Genomic DNA, 22,748 nt, shown 5'->3' with positions numbered 1-22,748 from the left:
CTTAGCGTTCTCTACGGAGCCGGATAGCCGTCCGGCTCTAGTGGGTCTTCAGGATTCCCAGAACGGTTTGGCCCAACCGCGGCGGGTGATCTCGGCTCGCAGGTCGAGCATCGCGGTGTAAGTCGGCAGAATGGCGAGGGTTTCGCCAGTGGGCAATGCCGCTAACGCCGCATCGAGCGCTGCCGAGAGATCGTCGATCACGGTCATAGTCTCGGCAGCAACGCCGGCGTAATCAAGGCGCAGCGCCATATCGGCAGCACGGGTGCCGCTAACCGTGACACGGGCCACCTTTCCGGCCAACGGCTCGAAATCGGCATCCCATAGCCACGACACATCGGTGCCATCGGCAAAGCGGTCGTTAATCGCGATCAGCACATGCAACGGTTTCGTTGTCGCTGTTGTCAGCATGCGCACCGTCTCTGAGGCTCCCACCGGATTTTTAATCAGCGCAATCAGCATCGGCGGGCCGCCGGGGCCGGCGCTGATCCGCTCGATGCGGCCAAAGGCGGCCCGGAAGGCGGCGAGGGCGGCGCTGATCGCAGCCGGTGCAACGCCGAGCGCCAAGGCAGCAGCAGTGGCGGCCAGCGCATTCTGCGCATTGTAGAGGCCGGGTAGCGGGAGCTGCACACTCAACTTGCCGGTAGGGTGGTCGATTTGCAGTTCGCTGCCGTCCAACCCCTTTGGTTCCAACACTGTTAACGCCACCTGCGGATCAGGCCGGCGCTGGCCGCACTGCGGGCAGGCGTAGTGGCCGATGTGGGCGTAGAAGAGATGCTGGTATTCGTAACGATGGCCGCAGGCGTGGCAGAACTGCGAATCGGCGATGTGGGTAGCGGCGGCGGCGGCGTGACGGCTATCTTCCAATCCAAACGCGAGGGTGCGAGCGGTCAGGTTGCGGGCAATCGCGGCCATCGCCGGATCGTCGGCATTAAAGACCACGGTGGTTGTGGTGGGCAGAGTTTGCAAGGCTGTGCGCCAGTGGCTGGCGATGGTGTCGATCTCGCCGTAGCGATCGAGCTGGTCGCGGAACAGATTGAGCAACACGACGAGGCGGGGTCGGGTCTCGGCAATCGCTTGCGGCAGGGCTGCCTCATCGGTCTCGAACAGGGCGCGGCGTGCGCGCGGGCGGCCACGCCAATCAGCGCCGGCAATCGCAACCGTGGTTAAGCCGGGCAGCAGGTTGGCGCCGGCGCGATTGTGCAAGAGCGGTTCGCCGGTCTGCTCAAGCATGGCTGCTAGCATGCGGCTGGTGGTGGTCTTGCCATTCGTGCCGGCGACGAGGATGACGCCGGCGGGCAACGCGGCGCAGATTGTGGTCAAGATGGCCGGGTCGAGCGAGCGGGCGACTTGGCCGGGCAGGGTGGTGCCGCCGCCGAGCCGCAGACGGCGCGAGAGAGTGCCGGCGGCGCGGGCTAGGGTGATGGCGGCAGTGGTGCGGAGTTGGTTCATAGGTTCGGTGGGGAGTTAATCAGCATAGATTGGATGTTGTTTGCTGGCTGCGTATCTTTCTTGCAATTGCCCCCTCGCGGCCTCCCCCGCTGGTGAGAGGTGGAAGACTCCCTCATCCAGCAGGAGAAGGCTGGGGTAGGGACGACATTCCCCAAACCCTCTGCGTCCTTCGCGTCTTTGCGTTTGAATCCTCTGCGTCTCTGTGGCACCGGACAGTCGTCCGGCTCTACGACGCCGTTACTTCAACCCGGCCTTGTGCAACGCGGCAGCGAGCGGGTTATCATCGTCTTCATCATCGCCGCTGCTGGCAAACAGGGTCGCCTCCGGCGGCGGTTCATCATCTGCCTCGTCGTAGAGATCGTCCTCTTCCCAATTGAGCGCCAGATTCTCGGCGCCGGCCAGTGCAATGATGTCATCAACGCGAAACAGCATCAGATTCACCCGATCGTCACTCGCTGAACGCGCAGCCAAATCTTCAATCCGCTGCACTTGCGGCAACGCCGTCAACACTTCCTCAAGCGGTTCGGGTCGGCGAGGTGGCGGGCGGTCGCTGACCATCAGCGCGTCGGCGGCGGCGCTATCGGCGGGAATGCCAGTATCCACCAGCAAAATCGTCACCCCGACGTGGTGGAAGAGCAGGTGCAGAATCTGGCGCGTTTCGTTGAGTTGGGCGACGGCACGGCGAATGGCGCTGGCGGTGCGACTAGCTTTAATCTCAAACACCCACGCCACGCCATCGGTAATCGCCAAAGCGTCGAGTTCGCGATACTTGATCTGCGCCGTGCGGTGGCGACGCTCTTCGTATTCGAGAATGCGCCGCTCGTCGAGCGGCAACTGGCCCGCCAGCCAATCGCGTAACACCGCTTCGGCCTGCCCGCCAAAGATATCGCGCTGGCGTGGCGGACGGATCGCCTTCTGGTTCTTGCGTTGCAGCTTAAACTTCTCGACGTGAGCTTGGTAACGACGGTCGTCTTCGGTCGTCAACCGTGCGCGCGCATACCTGATCGCCATCTACCCCTGCCTTCCTAGTTCCACCGAACGGCGATACGCGGCCCAGATCGCATCGGCCAGCACGGTGCGCAAGCCGCCGCGTTCGAGTTCGCTCAGTGCAGCGGCGCTGGTGCCGCCGGGAGACGTCACTGCATTGCGCAATTGGGCCGGATGCATCCCGCTCTGTATTGCATACTGCACCGAGCCGAGCATTGTCTGTTGCACCAGCTCTTCGGCAATGCGGCGCGACAAACCGAGATGGACGCCAGCGTCGATCATTGCTTCCATCATCAAAAAGACATAAGCCGGGCCGGTGCCGTTAATGGCCGTCGCCATATCGAGATAGGTCTCGTTATCGACGTACAGCTCGCGTCCCAACGCACCCAGCACCGTCGCCGCCCAACTGCGCTGGCGTTCAGTCACAGCAGGCGCCGCCGTCCATACTGTCATGCCGCAGCCAATCTGGGCAGGGGTATTCGGCATACTGCGCACCACTGCCAAGTGGTCGAGCGCCTCGGCGAAGGCGGCGATCGTCGCGCCAGCGATCACCGAAATCACCAAATCCTCATCGCGGATCGCACCGCGCAGCGGCGGCAACACCCGCCGCAACTGCTGGGGTTTGACGGCAAAGATCACCACCCGGCCCCACTTGGCCGCTTCGAGATTGTCGTGGGTAGTGTGAATGTGGTAGCGGTGCGCGAGGTCGCGCCGCCGCTCTTCGCGGGGGTGGCTAGCGAGAATCTGATCGGCGGCGACCAACTCGTTGCGCAATAAACCACCGATAATGGCTTCACCCATCGCACCGGCGCCGATCACGGCAATTGGCAAGTCAGAGAGCATAGATCTCACCTGTGCAAGCAACCGGTCACGGTTCCATCGCGCGACCGGCAACATAAACGGTTCTGTGCGGTATGATACCATAGAGGATGACAAGATTGCGGCGGGAGTCGTGCAAGCAGCGGGGGCAGAGCGAGCCGAGCGGAGCGAGGCGACATCATCCCCTGCGAGCACGAAAGAAGCCCGCTGAGGCATCATCTGCGCCAAAGCGGGAATTGCTGCGGAGGCGTAGCCCCCCCGCAACAATGACAATAGGGGTGCGCCCCTAGGCAATAACAACGACGTGTCATAGAGAGAGAAACACCACACTATGGTACCAAACGAAGAAACCATCATCCTCCGCCCCACGGCGGTGCCCGGCGCGCGCCCGGTGCTGCTGGCGGTTTTTGCCCACCCTGACGACGAGAGCTTTGGGCCGGGAGGCACCTTGGCCCGCTATGCGTGGTCGGGGGTGGCAGTCCATTTAATTTGCGCAACTGGCGGCGAAGAGGGCACCGTCGATGCGGCCTTGCTCAACGGTTACCAGTCGGTGGTGGCGCTGCGCCGCGCCGAGTTACTGCGCGCCGCTGAGGCGTTGGGGTTGAGCAGCGTGACCCTGCTAGGCTATCGCGATTCGGGTATGCCCGGCACCGAAGCGAACCGCCATCCGGCGGCGTTGATCAACCAACCGCGTGAACAGGTGGTGGTGCAGGTGGTGCGTCACATCCGGCGCTTGCGCCCGCAGGTGGTGATCACTTTCGATCCAATCGGCGGCTACCGCCATCCTGACCACATTGCGATCCATGAAGCGACGGTCGCCGCCTTTCATGCCGCCGGCGATCCGGCGGCATGGCCGGAAGCAGGGCCACCGTATGCGCCGCAAAAACTCTACTACACCACCTTCTCGCGCCAGTTATTGCGCTGGCTGGTGCGGTTAATGCCGCTTTTTGGCCGCGATCCACGCGCCTTTGGCCGCAATCGCGACATCGATCTGACCAATCTGGCCGAGGTCGAGTTTCCCACCCATGCCCGCATTGACACCACCGCCGTGCGCGAGCAGGCGCGGGCGGCGGCGCTAGCCCATGTGAGTCAGGGCGCAGGTGGGCCGCTAGCCCGTGGCCCACTCAGCAAGGTGTTGGGCCTGCTTGGCAGCGCCGACACCTTTATGCGCGCCTACCCGCCGGTGGAGGGTGATGTGCGCGAAGATGATCTGTTTGCCGGGGTGCAGTGGTAAACGATAGACCATTTTTTACACTGAATAAAGAAACAGACTCGTTGCTTGACCCGCTGCTGCGCTGCAATCGAACCGAGAGTCGAGCCACAATGCGTAGCAGAGGGGGTTATGGGCAGCAACGAACTGGTGTGGACGTTGGGAGGTTTGGCGCTGGCGGTGGTGATCGGCATTGGCATGAGGCGGTGGTCACAGCAGCGCGATCGGAAGCGGCGGCAGGAGATCCGGCAGGCGGTGATGCACATGGGCTTTGTGCTGCGTGATCGGGAAGTGGCGCCGGATCTGTCGCAATTTGCGCTCAGCCGGATTGGCGATCGCGGCGCGGTTTCGTGGCCGAGGGTATCGTTTGTGGTCGCTGGCGGGCAGGCAACAACCTGCGAATATACCGCGGTGCCTCATGTAGAGTGGCGTGATCCAGAAATCTACCGCTCTACAGATCGGTTTTATCGCCAAACGGTGCTGTTGTTCGAGGCGGAACACCTGCGCTCGCCGGCGTTTTTTCTGCGGCCAGAAGGGATCTGCAATCAGATCAAGCAGCTCTTTCTCTAAACCAATATTCCGCACCATCCCGATTTCTCGAAGGCATATCTGTTGCGGGGGAGCAATGAGGATCAGGTGCGCTAGTTTTTCACCCATCAGAAGCTGAATGTGTTAGCCCATCATCGTGGTTGGTATATCGAAGGCAATGGCCAGCGGCTGATTTGTTATCAGGTTGGCGAGTTGGATGCTGGCGCTAACGTGCAACGATTTGCCCAAGAGGCACTGGCGATTGCGCGCGGGTTGAGCCAGTTTTAGCGCACCTACGTGCTGGCAGCCAACGAGCACTTACACGTAGCTTGAAGCCATTACTGCACCGCCACACCCCGCCGCGGCAACCAATGTTCGGCCACCGAGCGAAAGCCGTCGCTGTTTTGATCGAGGCGCAGATGTTGCACCCGCGCGCCGTTAGCTTCGATCGTAATCAGGTTGCACGTATTAGCGCCGTGCTCGGCGCCATAGCCACGCCGCGAGGTGGTGGTACCGCTCTGCACGATGTAGGTACCGTGGCGTAAATCGGGCAGGATGTCGCGGGTGTTGCCGGTGAAACTGATATGCAGATGGCCGCAGAGCAGCACATCAACTGCGAACTCATCAAGCAGCCCGATTGCTTCGGCAGCGTTGGTGATGGTAACGCGCTTGCGCCGGTAGGTAGGCGGTAGCGCGGGCGGATGGTGCCAGACCACGATTTTGTAGACATCGGGGCCGAAGCGGGCTAATCGCTCGCGCAGCGCAGCGATCTGGGAAGGATACAGCTTGCCGCCGTCAACTGTGAGGCCGTGGGCCGTGCATGCGCCGACAACGGCAATGCCGGGGGCGGTAAAAACGGGATTGAGGTCGGGCGAGATCTGCTGGCGATAGCGGCGCAACGGGGCAAACAGGCGCTCGTGCAAGAGAAAGAGAGGGACATCGTGATTGCCGGGTACCACCAGTTGCGGTTGGGGCAGGCGCTCGCGCAGAGTGCGGGCCGCGCGCCACTGCGACGCAAAGTCAGCCCGCTGCACAAAATCGCCTGAAATCACCACCAGATCGGGCTTGAGCGCGTGCGCATTGGTGATTAGGTGTTCGGCAGCGGCAGGGTTAAAGGGCGGGCCGGTATGGATGTCTGAGATATGGAGTATACGGAAGGTCACGACGTTACTCCTCTACGCTAGCAGCCGGCGCGGCGGCCTGCGCCTTCTCTTTGGCGAGAGTGATGATGGCGCGCACGATCAGAATTCCTTCGACCGCCACCGCCGCGACAAAGATGTACTTGAGTACAGTGGGGATGATGTCCATCGGCTGATCCTTTCTGGCTATGTGGAGTGCGGCAGTTCCACTACCGCCGTCCTGATATGTGGTGCGGCAGTATCACTGCCGCATGCCATGATAGCGCGCATCGGCCTCTTTTGTCATTGCGAGGAAGTGGCGACCCCTAGCCACACTAGGGCCGCCCGACCGAAGCAATCTCCTACGTTAGCGCCAGCAATGCCTGCGCAAACCGATCCCGCGCTCGTGGGGGATTGCTTCGCCTCACGGCGGGGCGGGCGTTGCTCGGCCCCGACCGCTCGGCTCGCAATGACAAGCAGAGAGCAGGGGGACAGCCCTCACCCTAGTCCTTCTCCTCTGGGGGAGGGAAAAGACAGCGCCCTCTTCCCCAGCGAGAGCATGCCAACCGCCTTTCATCATGCCCGCAATTCCCACCGGCTGCCGAGCGGCGTCTTGCGAATTTCGAGCGCCGCCGGGAAGCGATCTTTGAGATCATCGATGTGGGTGATAACGATAATCCGGGCGAAGTCGTGCTGAATCGCCGAGATCGCTTCAACCATCCGCTCGCGGCCATCGGCGTCGAGCGTGCCGAACCCTTCATCGATCACCAGCGTTTCGAGGCGGGCGCCGGCGCGGTGGGCTAGCAGGCGCGATAGGGCAATCCGGATTGCGAAATTGATCCGCATTGCCTCACCGCCGCTAAACGCTTTATAATCGCGTGTGCCGCGCGCATCAGAGACTTTTACTTCCAACGACTCGACCGTATTGCCTTTCTTGGTGTCGCGCTGCATCTCGAAGCGCAGGTGCATTTGGCCGTCGGTCAAGCGGGTGAGCAGGCGGTTGGCTTCGTCTTCGAGCTGCGGAATGGCAGTTTCGATCAACATCGCCTGTACGCCCTTCTTGCCAAAGGCTTCAACAAGCTCGGCAAATAGGGCGGTGCGTTCGCGCAGGTGCTGTTCTTGCGCATGCAAGGTTTCTAACTCAGCAGCGGCGGCTTCGGCTTGGCGGAGGTAGGCCTGCTTTTCGGCGAGATCGCGCTCAGCGGCTTGCAAGGCGCGATCAGTGTCGTTGAGCTGCTGCGCCAATTGGGTTGCTTCGGCTTTCACTGTCGGCAGCGCCGTGACTTGGCTGGCCAGCGCATCGGCTTCGCTCTGCACCGTATACCGTTCGCGCTCGGCGTGATCACGCAGGGATTGAGTCTGTGCACGGAGCTTGGTATCGCTGGCGTAGCGTTGTTCGGCCAGCAGCAGCTCGCGCTCCTCGTGTTCCCAATGGGCCAGCGCTCGTACCGTCGCTCGCGCCGCTTCGAGCAACTCTGGCTGGTAGCCAAGTGCCTCAATCTCGGCGGCTATTTGCCGGCCAGCAGTCTGAATCTCGTGGGCGAAGTCGTTCTCGGCGAGCTGGCGCGCTAATTCGGCCACGGCTGCCTCGGCAGCGGGCAAGGCGTCTGGCGCGCTTTGCAAGCGGGCCATCTCGCGCCGGCAACTCTCAAGCTGGCCTTCGAGTCGGCTCTGTTCGCGCAAGTGGCGTTCGAGCGCGCTGATTTCGTCGTGCGCCATCGCGAGATCGCGGCGCAGGCCTGCTTCATCGCTCAGGGCAGCGAGCTGCTCTTCCAGCGCCGCCAGTTCGGCTTGGATGGCCGGTTCGATCTCGCCGGCAGCCAGCCGTTCGGTGAGCAGGGCGATCTGGCGGGACAGTTCGTATTGCTCGGCTTCCCACGCGGCGACGTGCGCCAATTGGCGTTCAAGCGCTTCGGCGGCGGCGGCCTGCTGGCGTAGCTTGGCTAACTCTTGCTCGCCGGCGGCAATGGCGGCGCGGAGGTTGGCCAGCGTTTGCTCAGCAGCTTGAGCCGTAGCTTCGGCTTGGGTAAGGCGCGTGAGCAGTTCGGCCAGCTCGGTTTGGTAATGGGCAATGACGTGCTCGGTCTCGGCGGGATCGAGTTGGTGGCGGCAGACCGGGCATGCGCCGCCGGCAGTGGCGAGTAGGGCTTGATGTTCGCGCAGTTTGGCGATTGCGAGCCGGGCCTGCTCGGCGGTAGCGCGGGCGGCGCTGAGCGTATCAACAGTGGCTTGCTCTTGGATGCGGTGCGCCTGTTGCTGCTCTTCCAGCTCGCGGGCCATCGTGCGGGCGGCTTGGGCGGCAGCGAGTTCGGCCCGCCATTGAGCAGCTTTGGCGAGCTGCTCAGCCAACCGGCGCTGATCGTGCTGGCAGCGGGTCAATTCGGTGGAGAGCGCCGTTGTACGTTGCTCGAGCTGATTGCGCAGAATGGTTTGGCGCGTGGTCAGATCGCGGATCTGGTTCAGTTGTTGCTCAAGCTCGGTGCGTTGCTCCTGCACGCGCACCAATTGCGCGTGCAACGGCGCCAGTTCGCGCAACCGTTGCTGCAACCCCTCCTCTTGCTCACGCAGCTCGGCCAAGCGGGCCACCTCAGCGCGCAGGCGGTCACGGGTCTGTTCGGCCCGGCCCAGCTCCTCTTTCAAGCGATCGCGTTCGGTCCGCCACGCTTCGCGCAGCTCGTTTTTGCGCGCCGTCAGCTCATCGAAGAGGGTGCGTAACCCTTCCAGCCGGTCGAGTTCGGCGCGGGCAGCGGCCAATGCAGCCAACCCCTGCTCGATCACAGGCCGCTTGGCGATCACCTGTTCAGCGTGGGCAATCCGCTGAGCAAGTTCGGCCAAATCGCGCTCGTGGCGCTGAATCTCGCCGGCCAGCGCGGTGAGCCGGCTTTGCAGCTCGCGGTGGCGCTGGGCCAGTGCCTCAAGTTCGCGCAGACGGGTGAAGGCAGCGGTGTAGGCAGCTTCCAGCGCAGCGCGGGTCGTTTGCAACTGCTCCCGCCGTTGTGCGGCGTCGGCGACCGCCTGTTGCCAAAAGGGGACTTTCGCGGCAATGGGTTGGAGCGACTCAAGCTGGCCGCGCACCTTAATCGCTTCGGCCTCAAGGCTGCGCACCCGCTCGCGCGCGCGTTGTTCGAGCGCGGCATACTCGGCCAGATCGAGAATCTCGGCCAGCACCTCTTTGCGTTCCGCCGCCGTCGTGCTGGTAAACTCATCGGCCCGGCCTTGTAAGAGGAACGAGGCGTTGATGAAGGTGCGGTATGACATACGCAGCAGGTCGTTAATTTTGGCTTGTGTCTCGCGGATGGTGTTTTCGCCGATCGGTCGCCAAGCCGCGCCATCGAAACTCTGCACATCGAGCCATGTCTTGCCGGAACTCGTGCCTTTGCCGGTGCTGCGCCCGCGTTGGCGTTGGCGAATCACGCGATATTTCCGGCCATCGAGGGCAAACACTAGCTCGACCATCATTTCGGTCTCGCCTTGCGCGATCAACTCATCGTCGGTGCTGCGCGCTTCACCCCACAAGGCCCACGTGATCGCGTCGAGCAAGGTTGATTTGCCGGCCCCATTTTCGCCCGACAAGCAGAGTACGTGCAGGCCGTCGAGGTCAAGCCGGAGCGGCGCGCCGTCGTCGCCGGCGCGATAGCACATAAAGTTGCGTAAGGCAAGTTGCAGTGGAATCATAGGGTTCGATGAATGTCACGATGCGAAGGGAGCACGGTAATGCCCTCAGCGGAACGTGCGCTGCTCTTGAATCATTTCTGGTTCGACGCCGAGGGCTTCGGCGATGCGGCGAATACCGCGATCGTTGAAACTGACCAAATAAAACGGCGCTAGCGGCAAGCGTTCGCCTGAACGCAACGCCACCAGCAAGCGATACTGGGCGCGACGCAAGACGCGCACCTCAAGCCCTTTGACATCGGCCAGCGGGCGTTCTTGGCGGGCGCGGCCCAGCAAGCCATACGAGGTGACGGTAATTTTGCCGCTGCGATGGTCGATCCGGCAAACGCCGAGCTGGCCGCCAGTGATAAGTGTAAACAGCATCAGACCAGCGAGTAGTGCAATCGCCACCACTTCGCCGGTGGTCATACTCTGCACGCCGGTAAGGAATGGCTGCGCAATCGTGCCGACGCCATACATCACTACTGCGGCAAAACTCCACGTCAGCCATGGAATGAAACGCACAGTGAGCTGATCAGGACTGCGGTGAGCAAGTTGCCATGTCATAGAAACACCATCAGGTGCAGGCGAACCATGCTCATTATACCAATTCCTCTCTTCCCATTGACCGGCTTGCTGGCGAGTGCTACCATTAGCGCTGTGTGTGACGCTCCCGGCGACAGAAAGGGATACAGACGGTTATGGAAGCCATCTTCTCAGTCGAGAATCTGCTGGCGCTCGTGACATTAACGGTGATGGAGATCGTGTTAGGGATTGACAACATCATCTTCATCAGCATTCTGGCCGGTAAGCTGCCTCTAGCGCAGCAGCGTCCGACTCGGCAGATTGGCCTCAGTCTCGCGCTGATCACACGCCTGTTGCTGCTCTTTTCGATCAGTTGGATCGCTAGTCTTACCCAGCCGCTCTTCGAGCTGGGGTCGTGGCATATCACCGGGCGCAGCCTGATTATGTTCAGTGGCGGTCTGTTCCTGATCTACAAAGCCACAACCGAGATTCACGAGAAGCTAGAAGGTGCTGAGCATACCGAGCGATCAGCGGCAGTAACGACAACGCAAACGGTGGTGGTGCAGATCATCTTGCTCGATATTGTCTTTTCGCTCGATTCGGTGATAACTGCAGTTGGTATGGCGAACGAGTTGTGGGTCATGATGACAGCGGTTATCATTGCCGTAGGCGTCATGCTTTTCTTAGCCGAAGGGATTGCCAAGTTTGTTAATGATCACCCAACGGTGAAAATGCTGGCGCTCAGCTTTTTGTTGCTGATCGGCTTCTCGCTAGTGGCCGAAGGGTTTGAGCTGCACATCCCCAAGGGCTACATCTACTTTGCGATGGGCTTCTCGGTACTGGTTGAGGTACTCAATCTGCGAGTAGCCGCAAAGGCCAAGGCGCGACAGCCGGTGCAGTTGCACCAACGTTACGATACGACGAAACTAAGTCGTTAGCCCCCTATGCTCAATACCGTCCATTTGCAAACCTTTCTCGCCGTCGTCGAGACCGGCTCGTTCTCGGCGGCAGCTAAGCGGTTGCATATGTCGCAGCCGGCGGTCAGCCAGCAGATCCGGGCGCTGGAAGAGCAGGTCGGTGGGGTACGCTTGTTCCGGCGAAGCGGGCAGCAGATGGTGCTCACGTTGGCCGGCGAGCAGTTATTGAACCATGCGCGAGAATTGGTAGTAATGGCCGAACGGGCGGTGCAAGCGGTAAGCGCGTTGCGCGGCCAGATTGGCGGGCGGGTGACAATTGGTTGTCTAGCTGGTGGCGCCGAAGCGTTTCTACCGGCGCTGCTCGCTATCGTGCAACGCCAATACCCGGCGGTGACGGTTGAGGTCGAGGTGCAAAGCGCCGATCGCTTGTTGGAACACCTCTCCGAGCGGCGCTGTGAGGTCGTGCTTGTCAATGATACGCCGCGTCGGCGTGGTTTTGAGACGCGCTTGCTGGCCGGTGAGCGGCTGGCGCTGGCTGCAGGAGCCGGTCATCCGCTCTTGCAGCAAGAGCAGGCGCCTCCCGGCGTCTTGCGTGACTACCCGTTGGCTTTACCGCAGGTGGGACATCCATTGCGGCGTGTGATCGAGGATGGTTTGCGTCGCCGGGGCGTCAATGCCGCCGATCTGCGCGTGACGCTTGAAGCCGACAGTCCGTTGCTGCTGCGGTCAGCGGTGGAGGCGGGGTTGGCGTTGGCCTTCTTGCCGGCCAGTGTGTTGCCGGCGCGGCTTGAACGGATGGGGATCGTGACGTTGGCCGGGCAGCCGCTGGCGTATGAATGGCACCTTGTCCGCTTGCGCGAACGAGCGCCGGCCCGCGTAGTCGATTTGCTCTACGAGACATTGTTGGGTGACGAGGCCCGATCGACGTTGTTGCGGTTGGGGTTGGCGACGTAGCGCTTCCGTCATTCCCCTCCTCAGCGGGGTTCAAGGGCGGATAGAACGCATGAGCGTAGGTGTGGTTGATGGCTTTGCAATGCACCGGTTCACCCTCACCCCTAGCCCCTCTTTCACTGGTGCGGGAGAGGAGCGCGTGCCGTACCTGCTCACCGCGCGACTTCCCCTCTCCGCCCGCTCGGCAGGAGAGGGGGCCGGGGGGTGAGGTCACTTGCTCGCGCAGCGGGCCTCGTAAGTTTTCGTTCGTCCCCCAGCGGGAGGGACCGTCTTACCCCTCCCTTAGCAGAGGTGGGACTAAGGGGGGGTACGGGCCAACCGGGAGAGGGGGTAGAGGGTGAGGGCCACCAGCTCGCGCAGCGGGCTTCGTAAGCATAGCCCAGCCCTTCAGGGCCGGGTTCCCGGCTAAGGTTGGTGGTCGTTACGCCAAGCAAGGCTTTTGAAGAATGACCGAGGTTGTATGCACGATGTCATAGTGATTGGCGCAGGCATAGCCGGCTTAGCGGCGGCAAATGCCCTCCACGCCGCGGGTTATGAGGTGCTCGTCCTCGAAGCGCGGGATCGGATTGGTGGCCGTATTTGGACGGACGAGCAGTATGGCCCGGTCGAGTTTGGGGCTGAATTTATTCACGGCCACCGTGCCGCCACGTGGGAATTGGTCAGGCGCGCCGGCTTACCCACTTCGCGTTGGGGGCGCGATCGCCAGTTCGCGCTCGGCGGACGAATATTGGCCGCTGATCATCCGCTTGGGGCAGCCGTGCATACGCTCTACCAGCAGATCTGCGAGTATCGCGGCCCCGAAGTGACAGTGGCCGAATTGCTCGACCGGCTCGCGCCATCATCTGAAGCGCGCACCCTAGCCGGACGCTGGCTAGCCAATATTGAAGGGGCCGACTTGCACCGGCTCAGTGCGGTAGCATTGGCCCGCGAACGGCGCTTGAGCACGATCGGCGAGGATAACTTTCATATCGATTGCGGCTATCGCTATCTGCTCGCGCCGCTGTGTGCCGGGTTAGCGATCGAACTGCACGCTGCGGTCACGCTGGTACGCTGGGATGAGCAGCACGTTGCCGTAGAGCTGGCCGATGGCCGCCGATTCCAAGCGCGCCAGCTTGTCATAACGGTGCCGGTTTCGCTTTTGCAGGCCGGCCAGCCGGCGTTTGATCCGCCGCTCCCAGCGGCCAAGCAAGCCGCCATTGCAGCTATCCCAAGGGGCCATGTTACTAAGCTAGCGCTCTGGTTCGATCGCCAATTCTGGCCAGAGTTTACCGTGCTCAGTACTGATGGCGTGATCGCAACGTGGTGGCCGGTGACGAGCGCCCGCGTGCCCACCTTGATGGGCTATATGGGTGGCCGGCAGGCGCTCGCGGTAGCTGAACTCGGTGCAACCGAAGCGATTGCAGTCGCGTTGCGCGAACTCAACGCGTTATTTGGCGTTGATGCGGCAGCCGCTTATCGCGCTGGCCGATTGGTCGATTGGTCACACGATTCGTGGAGCCGGGGCGCGTACACCTACAGTGCCGCCGGCACGGCAGCGGCGCGAGTTGCGCTCGCCGAACCGGTTGGCCCGCTGTTCTTCGCTGGCGAAGCCACCGTCACCGGCGCTGAAATTGCGACCGTGCATGGCGCGCTTGAGACTGGGCGGCGGGCTGCGCGGACGATCCTCCTGCGCAACCGCCAGATTCAAACACACCTCTAACATCCCGCTAGTGTATCATTGCTAGAAAACCGGTACACTACACACAGATACAACATGCCCGTATGGGTACAACAACATTTTGCAACGGAGGCCAGCACTATGGGCAAAATTGTAGGAATTGACCTTGGCACGACTAACTCGTGCATTGCAGTTATGGAAGGCGGTGATGTGGTCGTCATCCCCAACGCGGAAGGCAACCGCACCACGCCGTCAGTGGTCGCATTTGCCAAGAATGGCGAGCGGCTGGTAGGCCAGACTGCCAAGCGGCAGGCGACAATCAACCCTGAAAACACCCTCTACTCGGTGAAGCGCTTTATTGGGCGCAACTTTGATGAAGTGACTGAAGAGCGCAATCGAGTGCCGTTTAAGGTGGTGAAGGGCCCGCGCAACGATGTGCGCATTTACGTGCCGCAGACCGGCAAAGAGTATGCGCCGCAAGAGATCTCGGCGATGGTGTTGCAGAAGCTCAAAGCTGATGCCGAGGCCTTCCTTGGCGAGCCGGTGACGCAGGCGGTGATCACGGTGCCCGCTTACTTCAACGATAGCCAGCGGCAGGCAACCAAAGACGCCGGTAAGATTGCTGGTTTGGAAGTGCTGCGCATTATCAACGAGCCGACTGCCGCAGCGCTGGCGTATGGCCTTGACAAGAAGAAAGATGAGACGATCCTCGTTTTCGACCTTGGTGGCGGTACGTTCGACGTGAGCATCCTTGAGGTCGGCGATGGCGTGATCGAGGTCAAGGCGACCAGCGGCGATACCCACCTTGGCGGTGATGACTACGACGCCGCGATCGTCAACTGGATCATCGATGAGTTCCGCAAGGATCAGGGCATCGACCTGAGCAAGGATCGACAGGCCCTGCAACGTCTGAAAGAGGCGGCTGAGAAGGCCAAGATGGAGCTCAGCTCGATGATGGAGACCGAGATCAACTTGCCCTTTATCACGGCTGACGCCAGCGGCCCCAAGCACTTGGCGATGAAGCTGACGCGGGCCAAGTTCGAGCAGTTGACCACGCATCTGACCGAGCGCCTGCGCGATCCGGTGTTGCGTGCGCTGAAAGATGCCGGCTTGCAGCCGAGCCAGATCGACGAAGTGGTGTTGGTCGGTGGTTCGACCCGTATGCCGGTCGTGCAAGAGCTGGTGCGCAAGATGCTCGGCAAAGAGCCGAACAAGAGCGTCAACCCCGATGAGGTGGTGGCGGTCGGCGCGGCGATCCAAGCTGCCGTGCTCGGCGGTGAAGTCAAGGATGTGCTGCTGCTCGACGTGACGCCGCTCTCGCTCGGTGTCGAGACACTGGGCGGTGTGATGACCAAGCTGATCGAGCGTAACACGACCATCCCGACCCGCAAGACCGAGATCTTCTCGACTGCGGCTGATGGCCAGACGGCGGTTGACATCCACATCTTGCAGGGTGAGCGCGAGATGGCGGCTGACAACATCACGCTCGGTCGCTTCCGGCTTGAGGGCATCCCGCCGGCGCCACGCGGTGTGCCGCAGATTGAGGTGACGTTCGATATTGACGCGAACGGCATCTTGAATGTGAGCGCGCGTGATAAGGCGACGGGCAAAGAGCAGCGCATCACGATTACCGCCAGCACCAACCTCTCGAAAGAAGAGGTTGAGCGTATGGTGCGCGAAGCGCAGCTCCATGCCGCCGAAGACAAGGCGCGTCGCGAGCTGGTTGAGCTGAAGAATCAGGCTGATAGCCTCGCCTATCAGACCGAGAAGTCGCTCAACGAGCTGGGCGATAAGATTGACAGCATCGAGCGCGGTCGGATCGAGGGCCTGATCAAGGATCTGCGCGAAGCGATCGCCAAAGAGGATCGCAACCGCATCCAGCAACTCTCAAACGAGTTGCAGCAGGCGATGTTCAAGATCTCGCAGGCTGCCTACGGTGATGGCGCTGCGCCGGGGGCTGGCAGCAGCGGTGGTCGCAAGGATGATGGCGTCGTCGAAGGCGAGTATACGGTCAACTGATCGGCACCCTCTCAACGGTAGCGTAAGGGCGGGTTTACAACCCGCCCTTACCGCTTCTCCTCCTACGATCTATCCCACGCTATCGTCGCCGCTGCTGGCGCGAGCGCAACACCACCGGAAAGATCAACCCCACGTGCCAACGAATGAAGCGCGCCTCCCAATGTTGCCGCCATGGTAACGGCATCTGGGTTAACGCTTCATAACTGCGCAGCAAGTAAATCGCCAACGGCGGCGCGCCGTGAATCTGGTGCAAGGCTTGCAGGGCCAGCTCGTGCGCCTGTTGCAGCTCGCCGCTGATTTGGGCCATCCGCGCTGCCAACAGCGTATGCCAGATCTGATCGGCGCGGCTGATCCGGCTCGAATCGGTAAACAGGTTGCTCGCCGCTTGCCATTCGGCCATCGCTGCATTCACATCACCAGCGGCGAGATGAATCTCAACCGCGCTGAGACGGCCCCATACCTGCACCTGATGGTCACGTGTTCGCTCGCCGCAAGCAACGACTTCGGCAGCACCGACCAGCGCCGCCGCGAAATTGCCCGTCCGCGCCTGTGCCATACAGAGCAGGGCGCGGCATTCGGCCCAACGGCGGGTTTCACCATGCTGCTGGGCAATCGTCAAGCCGAGATTCAAGGCTGCCTGCGCCCGTTGCCAGTCTCCTCGGCCCAAGGCGGCGAGACCCTGCATTTGGGCGGCCCACGCAATGGTGGCGGGATCACCCAGTTCGTGCGCTAGCCGCATCGCTTTGCGCCGGTATAGCGCGGCGCAGACTGGCAACCGGTTCAACGCGACTTCCATGTGCGCATAAGCGCGGGCGCGGGCTAATGGCAACCCGGCGGCTTCGGCCAGATTCAGTGCGCGCAGTAAGCTGTGCAACATCGTCAGCGGGTCGCGCTGGTAATAGTCGAGTTGCACTAGCAGATTTGCCGCGCGCGTAATTTCCATCGTATCAATCCCTGCTGGTATGGTGCGGGGGCGAATGCCAAGCAGCGCCAATATTTGCCGCACACTCTCGATCAGCACTGGGGCGAGCAAGGCCCGGCGATCGGACGGCAATGGCAGGCCAAGGTGGGCAAAGGCGTTTTGCACCAATCGGTAGCTTTCGCCAAGACGGCCTTGGCAATAAAACGCTTCAGCCAACATCCGCTCGCGCCGGCCAATAGTAACGCTTGATTGATCGGTGTTGATCTGGTTCGCTTTGCTCAAGAGGTCGATCGCGCTCGCGTAATCACCGGTGTGGAGCGCGAGTTCGCCTGCTCGGTCGAGATACGGCTGTGCCCGTACCGGCTCACCGGCAGCTTGCCAGTGGTAGGCGATGGTCGTTGCTTGCAGCGGATCGCCGCCGGCGCGTTGTTCCAGATACTCGGCTAAGCGGGCATGTACCTGTCGCCGCTGGGCAAAACTCATCAGGTTGTAGATCACTTCCGCCACCGCCGCTGGCCAGAAGGCATAGGACAACGTTGGTTCAAACCGCTCAAGGGTGATCAAGCCGGCTTGTTGGATGGCGAAAAGCTGACTGGTCAGTTGTTGTTCATTGATCTGAGCGGGGTGAATGGCCGCTAACGTCGCCGGATCAAATTCGACCCCGATCACGCTGGCGACTTTCAACGTCAATTGCTGCTCTAGCGTTAATTGGTCAAAACGGCTGGTAATTAATCCTTGAACAGTGACTGGTAAACGAACCATTCGCAATGCGGTGCTAACTGCCCCCGGCACGAAGCGACAGATTTGGCGTTGGCGCATAATCAATCCGGCATCGCGCAGGGCTTTGGCTAGTTCAAGACTAAAAAAGGGATGGCCCTGCGTCTGCTCGGCAATCAGCCGCCAGATCGCTTCATCGACTTGCTCAACTTCAAAGAGCCGGGCAATAAGATCATGAATAGCAAGCGGGGGTAGTCCCTGTAATTTGATCTGATCCATCAATGGATGGTAGAGCAGCCGGCGCTGCTCTTCGGTCTGATTCAGCGGTGGTCGCCCCGTGAGGATAAGCAAGATGGGCGGCTGGCGATCGAGTAGGTCGGCCAGTAACGTCCATGTCGTTTCATCGAGCCATTGCGTGTCTTCGATTGCGATCACCAAGGAGGCACGTTCGGCCACATTGACGAGCAGCGTAATCAAACCGTCGCGCAGGCGTCCGGCATGGGTTGGCGCCAGCGCGGCGAAGTTAGGTGGCTGGCCAATGAGGGTAGTTGGCCAGAGTTCGTGGATGATAGTGTCAATCGCATCCGTCAGATCGCCGAGTCGCGGATCATTCAGCAACCCCGGTAGGCCGGCCCGTAGCACATTGTACGGACTGCGATCGATTAACCGGGCCGTGCCGGCGAGCACGATTGCGCCACGGTTGCTCGCTTGGGCAATGAAGGCTTGGACAAGATGCGATTTACCGATGCCTACTTCGCCGGTAATCACGATGCCGTTGCCTTGGCCCTGCCGTAATCGCTCGAAGCGATCATTGAGCAGCGCCATTTCGTTGGCCCGCCCAACGAGGGCGTTGGTGTAGCGGTTGGTGATCGGCGACCGTCGATCGTATCCATCAGTGATGCTTAACAGCGGTTGAAAGATATGAACCGGATCGGCGATCCCGCGCAGGTACAGTGGGGGTAAGGCGTTAAAGCTGATCCGGTCGCGGCAAGCTGCCGCTGTCTCACTATCGCACAAGATGGGCGCGCTTTGCTGCCGAGCCACTTGCATCAGCCGCGCAGCACGATTGACGACCGAACCCATCATGGTGTATTCGCGCCGCTCTTGCCCTCCGACCGAACTACAGAGCGCTTGTCCGCTGGTGACGCCGATCGTGCAGGTAAACCCCAGATCGGCGAGAGTGTTGACAATATCGTGGGCAGTTAAGACGCCGCGCTCCGCGTCGTCTTCATGGGCGAACGGCGGCAACCCAAACGCTACTAGCAGCGTCGGTCCTTTATTATCGGTGCCAAGCCGGTTGATGCTGCCTTCATACCGGTAAATACAAGTCTGGATAGCGCGCAGCGCCGCCTGTGCTACCGGCAATGGGATGTCAGCAGTTAGATCGCCAAGATGAGCAAACAAGACCGTCACATAGCGTTGTTCGGCGAGCCACCCGGTTTGCCCGGCGTCAATGCGGGACAAAATCGCTTTAGGCACATACGAGCGTAGGAGTTCAATTTGTTCGAGGTCGATCTGGGGTGGCGAAAGCGCCTGCATCGGTACGTCATCGAGCAATGCGGTGAGCCGCCAGTAGCCGCCGGGGAGTGGCTCAGCTTTGCACCATGGTTGCACGAACTGCCAAGCGGCGGCAGTTAAGGCGACCTCTCCCGGCGGCGCTGTCGCTTCAGCTGCGCCGGCCTCACGCACGGCCTCACCGATGATCAAGAGATCCCAGCGGTCAAAAATGCCACCCAGATGCATCACCGTTACGTCGCCAGCCCCAATCCCTACCCGTGCCCGTAGCCCCCGCGCCGCTTCATCCACCACTGCGGTGCTCCAAACCGCGGGTGACATAATCATCTGGATCGCGAGACCGCACTGCACGGCGCGGCGCGTGAGCTGTTCCAATGACTCGTCGCCATACCAGAGGGCCAGCAGGCCATCGCCGGCAAATTTGATCACATCCCCGCCATGGGCCGTGACGATCCTGACCAAATGCCCAAAATAGAGTTCGAGAATTTGCGTCAGCTCTTCAGTGCCAGCCGGATTGGTGTGGGTCAGATGTTCGGTGAGCGCCGTAAATCCCGATAGATCGGCAAACAGGATGGCTGCCGGAAAGCGCTCCTTGGCTGGTTCAAGCCGCCCATCCGCGCTAATGTTTTGCAACCGGCGCCGGATCAGGCCGGGGAGGTAGCAGGCCAATTCGCTGAGGTGAGCGAGCATCATGGCAGTGAATGATGGATACTACATCCCTATTGCCGTCTCACAAACGGCGCTTGCGCTATACAATAGTGATGGACGGTTGGGTTGGTGCCAATTGTGTGGTCTGTTTGATTATGGATCAGAGCTGGTTGTCGCGCAAGTACGGCGTTGGCGCGCTGCACAAGCTCCTTGGTTGAGGTGAATCTTGCTGCGGCGCATGATTGCTCGTCTATCCCTCCTTCCGGGTGGGTCCATCTCAGAATATGGCTGCGACCAATGAATTTTGCCCTTAGCTTGTTTTGACAAGCGGTTGTTGCGCTTGCCATTGCTCGTCTTTAGCGTGAGCAGGATTGGCGCTGAGCGCATAGATGATGATGGGGTGGGATTTGCCTTTGGCTTGGATCGTGCGGGTGGTAAACTTGAGTATACGTGAAGCGCATACCCGGTACATCTCTTCAGATACCAAAATCTCGCCATTGCGCGCGGCGCTCTCAATCCGCTTGGCGGTGTTGACTGTATCACCAATTACGTTGTAAAACTTGATGCCATTGCTGCCAAGGATCCCTTCAACCGCAAGACCATAGTGTATCCCAATGCCGGCGCCGAGTTGTTCGCGAGCCAGCAGGTCGCTCACGTTGCGTTGGCGTTGCAGCGCGGCGCTCAGTGCTTCGTGTGGTTGGGCGAAAATGGCCATAACTTCATCGGCTGATAGCTTCCATTTGATGATTTGGTGCTGATGGAAGACCTGCTCGATGGTTTGATAGTAGCGGCCAAGGAGTGTCACCGTCTCTTCTGGTAAATGCTGCTCGCTCCATTGCGTAAATCCGCGAATATCCATGAAGAGAATGACGCGCTGTTGGCGCTGTTGATGGAGTTGTTCGGGATTGCTGAGAGAGGTGTTTAATAACTCTTTGCCGAGCAGCCATTCCGAGAATACCTTTAGTTGTTCAGGTGTGGTACGGAGTAATTGGAGATAGTAGTGGCCGGTGGCGTTGGCTAAGCTGATGGTAAACCCGAAAAAGAGCATTACTATACCGACAAATTAATGGCTGATGTCGGTGAAAAAGGTGCTCAGCCCCAATGATAAATACAAAGATCCAATAGTCAATATGGTTGGGGTTGTCCCAAAAATGCATGCCTTCAATTACAATTTCGGTAAGGCTATAGATTGATGGCCCAACCAAATTGCCTGCTAGCCGGCGCTATGGCGTGACGGGTGGCAAATTGGTTAGATGATAGCTCTGGATGATGCTGCTGATAATCAAAATATAGGGGTCATACATAAACCCGTGGCGACTCGTAGAGCGCTTCAAATGCGATGTTGGCAATCGCAAAAAGCGCCGAGTTGCCAAAACATTCGAGCGCGTAACGAATCGCAAAGGCACCATACAGCCGGCATTCGATGCGTGAGTGTGGTACCATACGCTTTCTCCCTTCTGAAGCTGTGTTGTGAGATGTGTCACGTGAACGGTTGCGCAACCAGTTTGGTTGTGCTAACAGTAGTGAATTGGGAAACGATGAAAATACGATGAAAACAATGTGCGGCGTGGGTCGGCGATGCGATTCGATGGTTGATCGTGCGCGTTCCTATAGTTTCGTTAGGAAGCCAACAAGTAACGCGCCGGATCAGATTGTCTAGGTTGCTGCTACCCGCTGTTGGTGTTGTTGCAACAGCATAGTGCCAATCTGTTCGATCTCGGCGCAGTGCCGTTGCCACGAAAAGTCGGCGACAACGCGGGCGCGGGCCCGTTGCCCCATCGCAAACGCCGCTGCCGGGTCGGCAAGCACGCGCTCGATGGCGGCGGCCAAATCGTCAATATCGCCTTCACAAAAGAGCGCCCCTTCCGTCCCTTCCCGGATGATGGTGTTCAGCGGCGGGATCGCTGTAGTTACAACCGGCAAGCCGGCGGCCATGTATTCGTAAATCTTCAGCGGCGACCAGAAGAAGCCGGCTGTGCGTAAGGCCGGATGGGGGGCAGTGTTGAAGGGCGCAACGCCAAGGTGAGCGTGCGCCAGTAGTTCTGGCAGCCGTTCGTGCGGCACCGCGCCGGTGAAGGTGAAATGGTGCTGGTATGGTGCGGCCAATGTCTCGGCGGCGGCTCGTTCCGGCCCGTCGCCAATCAGCGTGAAGCGGTAGGTGTGCCCGCGTTCAATCAATAGCCGCGCCGCGCGCACGAAGTCTTGCACGCCGTGCCACGCGCGAAACGAACCCATAAATACGATGTTGGGTGGGCCGGGGGGTGGGGCAGCCGGCGGCATGAACATCTCAACGTTCGCGCCCCACGGTAATTCAATGATCTTCGTTCGTGGAATGCTGTCTGGTACCGTTGTGTGCAACGGTGTCACAATCCGATCAGCCCAGTGGCATTGCCGCTCGGCCCAGCGCCGGAATGGCCTGCCCAACGCATCGTCGATTCGGCGCTTTGGTATTTCAGGCGGATCGACCATCAATGCATTCACTTCGAGAATTGCTGGAATTCCTAACTGCCGTGCCGCGATCATGCCGGCTCCGGCGAAGTTGTAGTAGCGCTCGATGACCAGATCGGGCCGTAACGAGCGCGCCAACCGCATAACTGCTGCCACGCCGAGCAGGCTCAGCAGTTTGGGCAGGTCTTGCTGGTACAATGTGAACCCGTTGTACGGCTGCCCGGCGAGCCGGATCATTGGCCGGAAGCGCAGATGGCTGAGCGGCAGCTCACGACTGGCTGCCACCACATGCACGTCATGGCCGCGTTGAGCCAGACCGCGCGCGACTTCCAGCGTGTGAATGCTGCCGCCCAATGTACCCGGCACCGGAATGCCGGAAGCAAGATATAAGATACGCACAGTTGCCTACAGCCGCTCGTACCGCTCAAGATCCATCGTGATTGCCAGCGTCCCCGGCGCTGCTCGTTGCATAATCTCGTGCGCGCGATCGACTTGCGCATCTTCCACGCCCACCAGCAGGGTTGTATTTCCTCGGCGCAAAAAGCCGCCAGTCGTCGCCAGTCGTGTCACTCGAAACCCGGCGGCGACCAGCGCGTCAACGCCGGCATCGGCATTCGCATCTTCGACCACGAAGACAATCAATTTCATATCCGCCCTTTCGCATGCT

The 22,748-nt window shown here is 60.5% G+C and carries 19 protein-coding genes; 7 read left to right on the top strand and 12 right to left on the bottom strand.

The features are described from left to right. Window positions 1-48 precede the first annotated feature (48 nt). The 3 genes from Q1A59_RS04735 to proC form a co-directional block, all read right to left on the bottom strand. Window positions 49-1,449, bottom strand: a complete 1,401-nt coding sequence (locus Q1A59_RS04735; RefSeq protein ID WP_298405936.1) for a MurT ligase domain-containing protein — start codon at window positions 1,447-1,449, stop codon at window positions 49-51. Between the two features lie 237 nt (window positions 1,450-1,686). Next, a complete protein-coding gene (locus Q1A59_RS04730; RefSeq protein ID WP_299644085.1) occupies window positions 1,687-2,460 on the bottom strand; it encodes a hypothetical protein in 774 nt (257 codons plus the stop codon). Continuing rightward, on the bottom strand, window positions 2,461-3,279 hold the full coding sequence (gene proC, locus Q1A59_RS04725; RefSeq protein WP_298405934.1) for a pyrroline-5-carboxylate reductase: 819 nt from the start codon (window positions 3,277-3,279) through the stop codon (window positions 2,461-2,463). Window positions 3,280-3,586: 307 nt separating this feature from the next. Between proC and Q1A59_RS04720 the strand changes: the two genes are divergently transcribed. The 3 genes from Q1A59_RS04720 to Q1A59_RS04710 all read left to right on the top strand — a co-directional run bounded on the left by Q1A59_RS04720 (window position 3,587) and on the right by Q1A59_RS04710 (window position 5,281). Beyond that, window positions 3,587-4,489, top strand: coding sequence for a PIG-L deacetylase family protein (locus Q1A59_RS04720; RefSeq protein ID WP_298405933.1), 903 nt, complete (start codon window positions 3,587-3,589; stop codon window positions 4,487-4,489). Between the two features lie 108 nt (window positions 4,490-4,597). After that, window positions 4,598-5,035 (top strand): hypothetical protein, encoded by a 438-nt coding sequence (locus tag Q1A59_RS04715; protein WP_298405932.1) that lies wholly within the window; start codon window positions 4,598-4,600, stop codon window positions 5,033-5,035. A 99-nt stretch (window positions 5,036-5,134) separates the two neighbouring features. Beyond that, window positions 5,135-5,281: a hypothetical protein gene (locus Q1A59_RS04710; protein ID WP_298405930.1), complete on the top strand. Its 147-nt coding sequence runs from the start codon at window positions 5,135-5,137 to the stop codon at window positions 5,279-5,281. A gap of 50 nt (window positions 5,282-5,331) precedes the next feature. On the opposite strand, the gene Q1A59_RS04705 is transcribed toward Q1A59_RS04710, so the two are convergent. The 4 genes from Q1A59_RS04705 to Q1A59_RS04690 all read right to left on the bottom strand — a co-directional run bounded on the left by Q1A59_RS04705 (window position 5,332) and on the right by Q1A59_RS04690 (window position 10,329). Continuing rightward, window positions 5,332-6,156: a metallophosphoesterase gene (locus Q1A59_RS04705; RefSeq protein WP_298405928.1), complete on the bottom strand. Its 825-nt coding sequence runs from the start codon at window positions 6,154-6,156 to the stop codon at window positions 5,332-5,334. Between the two features lie 4 nt (window positions 6,157-6,160). Continuing rightward, on the bottom strand, window positions 6,161-6,301 hold the full coding sequence (locus Q1A59_RS04700) for a hypothetical protein (RefSeq protein WP_298405927.1): 141 nt from the start codon (window positions 6,299-6,301) through the stop codon (window positions 6,161-6,163). Window positions 6,302-6,687: 386 nt separating this feature from the next. Beyond that, entirely contained in the window at window positions 6,688-9,786 is a 3,099-nt protein-coding gene (locus Q1A59_RS04695; protein WP_298405925.1) for an SMC family ATPase, read from the bottom strand. Window positions 9,787-9,831: 45 nt separating this feature from the next. Continuing rightward, window positions 9,832-10,329 carry a hypothetical protein gene (locus Q1A59_RS04690; protein ID WP_298405923.1) on the bottom strand — a complete coding sequence of 166 codons (498 nt, stop codon included), beginning with the start codon at window positions 10,327-10,329 and terminating at the stop codon, window positions 9,832-9,834. Between the two features lie 134 nt (window positions 10,330-10,463). On the opposite strand from Q1A59_RS04690, the gene Q1A59_RS04685 reads away from it, so the two are divergent. The 4 genes from Q1A59_RS04685 to dnaK all read left to right on the top strand — a co-directional run bounded on the left by Q1A59_RS04685 (window position 10,464) and on the right by dnaK (window position 15,831). Next, window positions 10,464-11,225: a TerC family protein gene (locus Q1A59_RS04685; protein ID WP_299644080.1), complete on the top strand. Its 762-nt coding sequence runs from the start codon at window positions 10,464-10,466 to the stop codon at window positions 11,223-11,225. A 6-nt stretch (window positions 11,226-11,231) separates the two neighbouring features. Further along, the gene (locus tag Q1A59_RS04680) at window positions 11,232-12,158 is read left to right on the top strand and encodes a LysR family transcriptional regulator (protein ID WP_298405920.1); all 927 of its coding nucleotides are present in this window, start codon (window positions 11,232-11,234) and stop codon (window positions 12,156-12,158) included. 457 nt (window positions 12,159-12,615) lie between these two features. Beyond that, window positions 12,616-13,854, top strand: coding sequence for an NAD(P)/FAD-dependent oxidoreductase (locus Q1A59_RS04675; RefSeq protein WP_299644077.1), 1,239 nt, complete (start codon window positions 12,616-12,618; stop codon window positions 13,852-13,854). A gap of 99 nt (window positions 13,855-13,953) precedes the next feature. Further along, window positions 13,954-15,831, top strand: coding sequence for a molecular chaperone DnaK (gene dnaK / locus Q1A59_RS04670; protein WP_298405918.1), 1,878 nt, complete (start codon window positions 13,954-13,956; stop codon window positions 15,829-15,831). A gap of 79 nt (window positions 15,832-15,910) precedes the next feature. Here dnaK and Q1A59_RS04665 read toward each other — a convergent pair whose 3' ends face one another. The 5 genes from Q1A59_RS04665 to Q1A59_RS04645 all read right to left on the bottom strand — a co-directional run bounded on the left by Q1A59_RS04665 (window position 15,911) and on the right by Q1A59_RS04645 (window position 22,729). Next, window positions 15,911-19,678 carry an AAA family ATPase gene (locus Q1A59_RS04665; protein WP_298405916.1) on the bottom strand — a complete coding sequence of 1,256 codons (3,768 nt, stop codon included), beginning with the start codon at window positions 19,676-19,678 and terminating at the stop codon, window positions 15,911-15,913. A 265-nt stretch (window positions 19,679-19,943) separates the two neighbouring features. Next, entirely contained in the window at window positions 19,944-20,681 is a 738-nt protein-coding gene (locus Q1A59_RS04660; protein ID WP_298405915.1) for an adenylate/guanylate cyclase domain-containing protein, read from the bottom strand. Window positions 20,682-20,929: 248 nt separating this feature from the next. Continuing rightward, complete coding sequence (locus tag Q1A59_RS04655; RefSeq protein ID WP_298405914.1) at window positions 20,930-21,076, bottom strand: hypothetical protein; 147 nt, start codon at window positions 21,074-21,076, stop codon at window positions 20,930-20,932. A gap of 213 nt (window positions 21,077-21,289) precedes the next feature. After that, complete coding sequence (locus Q1A59_RS04650) at window positions 21,290-22,480, bottom strand: glycosyltransferase family 4 protein (protein ID WP_298405912.1); 1,191 nt, start codon at window positions 22,478-22,480, stop codon at window positions 21,290-21,292. A gap of 6 nt (window positions 22,481-22,486) precedes the next feature. Next, window positions 22,487-22,729 (bottom strand): cyclic-di-AMP receptor, encoded by a 243-nt coding sequence (locus tag Q1A59_RS04645; protein WP_298405910.1) that lies wholly within the window; start codon window positions 22,727-22,729, stop codon window positions 22,487-22,489. Window positions 22,730-22,748 lie beyond the last annotated feature (19 nt).

The organism is uncultured Chloroflexus sp., assembly GCF_937951745.1.
Lineage (GTDB): Bacteria > Chloroflexota > Chloroflexia > Chloroflexales > Chloroflexaceae > Chloroflexus.
Note: the sequence above shows the minus strand (reverse complement) of the source record. Positions and strands in the feature narration are given on the sequence as shown.

What these genes read in the sequence shown, in the direction of transcription:
- Q1A59_RS04690 (WP_298405923.1), bottom strand. Translation starts at nt 10,329, where the DNA reads ATGACATGGCAACTTGCTCACCGCAGTCCTGATCAGCTCACTGTGCGT.
- Q1A59_RS04695 (WP_298405925.1), bottom strand. Translation starts at nt 9,786, where the DNA reads ATGATTCCACTGCAACTTGCCTTACGCAACTTTATGTGCTATCGCGCC.
- proC (WP_298405934.1), bottom strand. Translation starts at nt 3,279, where the DNA reads ATGCTCTCTGACTTGCCAATTGCCGTGATCGGCGCCGGTGCGATGGGT.
- Q1A59_RS04665 (WP_298405916.1), bottom strand. Translation starts at nt 19,678, where the DNA reads ATGATGCTCGCTCACCTCAGCGAATTGGCCTGCTACCTCCCCGGCCTG.
- Q1A59_RS04685 (WP_299644080.1), top strand. Translation starts at nt 10,464, where the DNA reads ATGGAAGCCATCTTCTCAGTCGAGAATCTGCTGGCGCTCGTGACATTA.
- Q1A59_RS04655 (WP_298405914.1), bottom strand. Translation starts at nt 21,076, where the DNA reads ATGGTACCACACTCACGCATCGAATGCCGGCTGTATGGTGCCTTTGCG.
- Q1A59_RS04645 (WP_298405910.1), bottom strand. Translation starts at nt 22,729, where the DNA reads ATGAAATTGATTGTCTTCGTGGTCGAAGATGCGAATGCCGATGCCGGC.
- Q1A59_RS04720 (WP_298405933.1), top strand. Translation starts at nt 3,587, where the DNA reads ATGGTACCAAACGAAGAAACCATCATCCTCCGCCCCACGGCGGTGCCC.
- Q1A59_RS04675 (WP_299644077.1), top strand. Translation starts at nt 12,616, where the DNA reads ATGCACGATGTCATAGTGATTGGCGCAGGCATAGCCGGCTTAGCGGCG.
- Q1A59_RS04715 (WP_298405932.1), top strand. Translation starts at nt 4,598, where the DNA reads ATGGGCAGCAACGAACTGGTGTGGACGTTGGGAGGTTTGGCGCTGGCG.
- Q1A59_RS04700 (WP_298405927.1), bottom strand. Translation starts at nt 6,301, where the DNA reads ATGGACATCATCCCCACTGTACTCAAGTACATCTTTGTCGCGGCGGTG.
- Q1A59_RS04735 (WP_298405936.1), bottom strand. Translation starts at nt 1,449, where the DNA reads ATGAACCAACTCCGCACCACTGCCGCCATCACCCTAGCCCGCGCCGCC.
- Q1A59_RS04660 (WP_298405915.1), bottom strand. Translation starts at nt 20,681, where the DNA reads ATGCTCTTTTTCGGGTTTACCATCAGCTTAGCCAACGCCACCGGCCAC.
- Q1A59_RS04730 (WP_299644085.1), bottom strand. Translation starts at nt 2,460, where the DNA reads ATGGCGATCAGGTATGCGCGCGCACGGTTGACGACCGAAGACGACCGT.
- dnaK (WP_298405918.1), top strand. Translation starts at nt 13,954, where the DNA reads ATGGGCAAAATTGTAGGAATTGACCTTGGCACGACTAACTCGTGCATT.
- Q1A59_RS04680 (WP_298405920.1), top strand. Translation starts at nt 11,232, where the DNA reads ATGCTCAATACCGTCCATTTGCAAACCTTTCTCGCCGTCGTCGAGACC.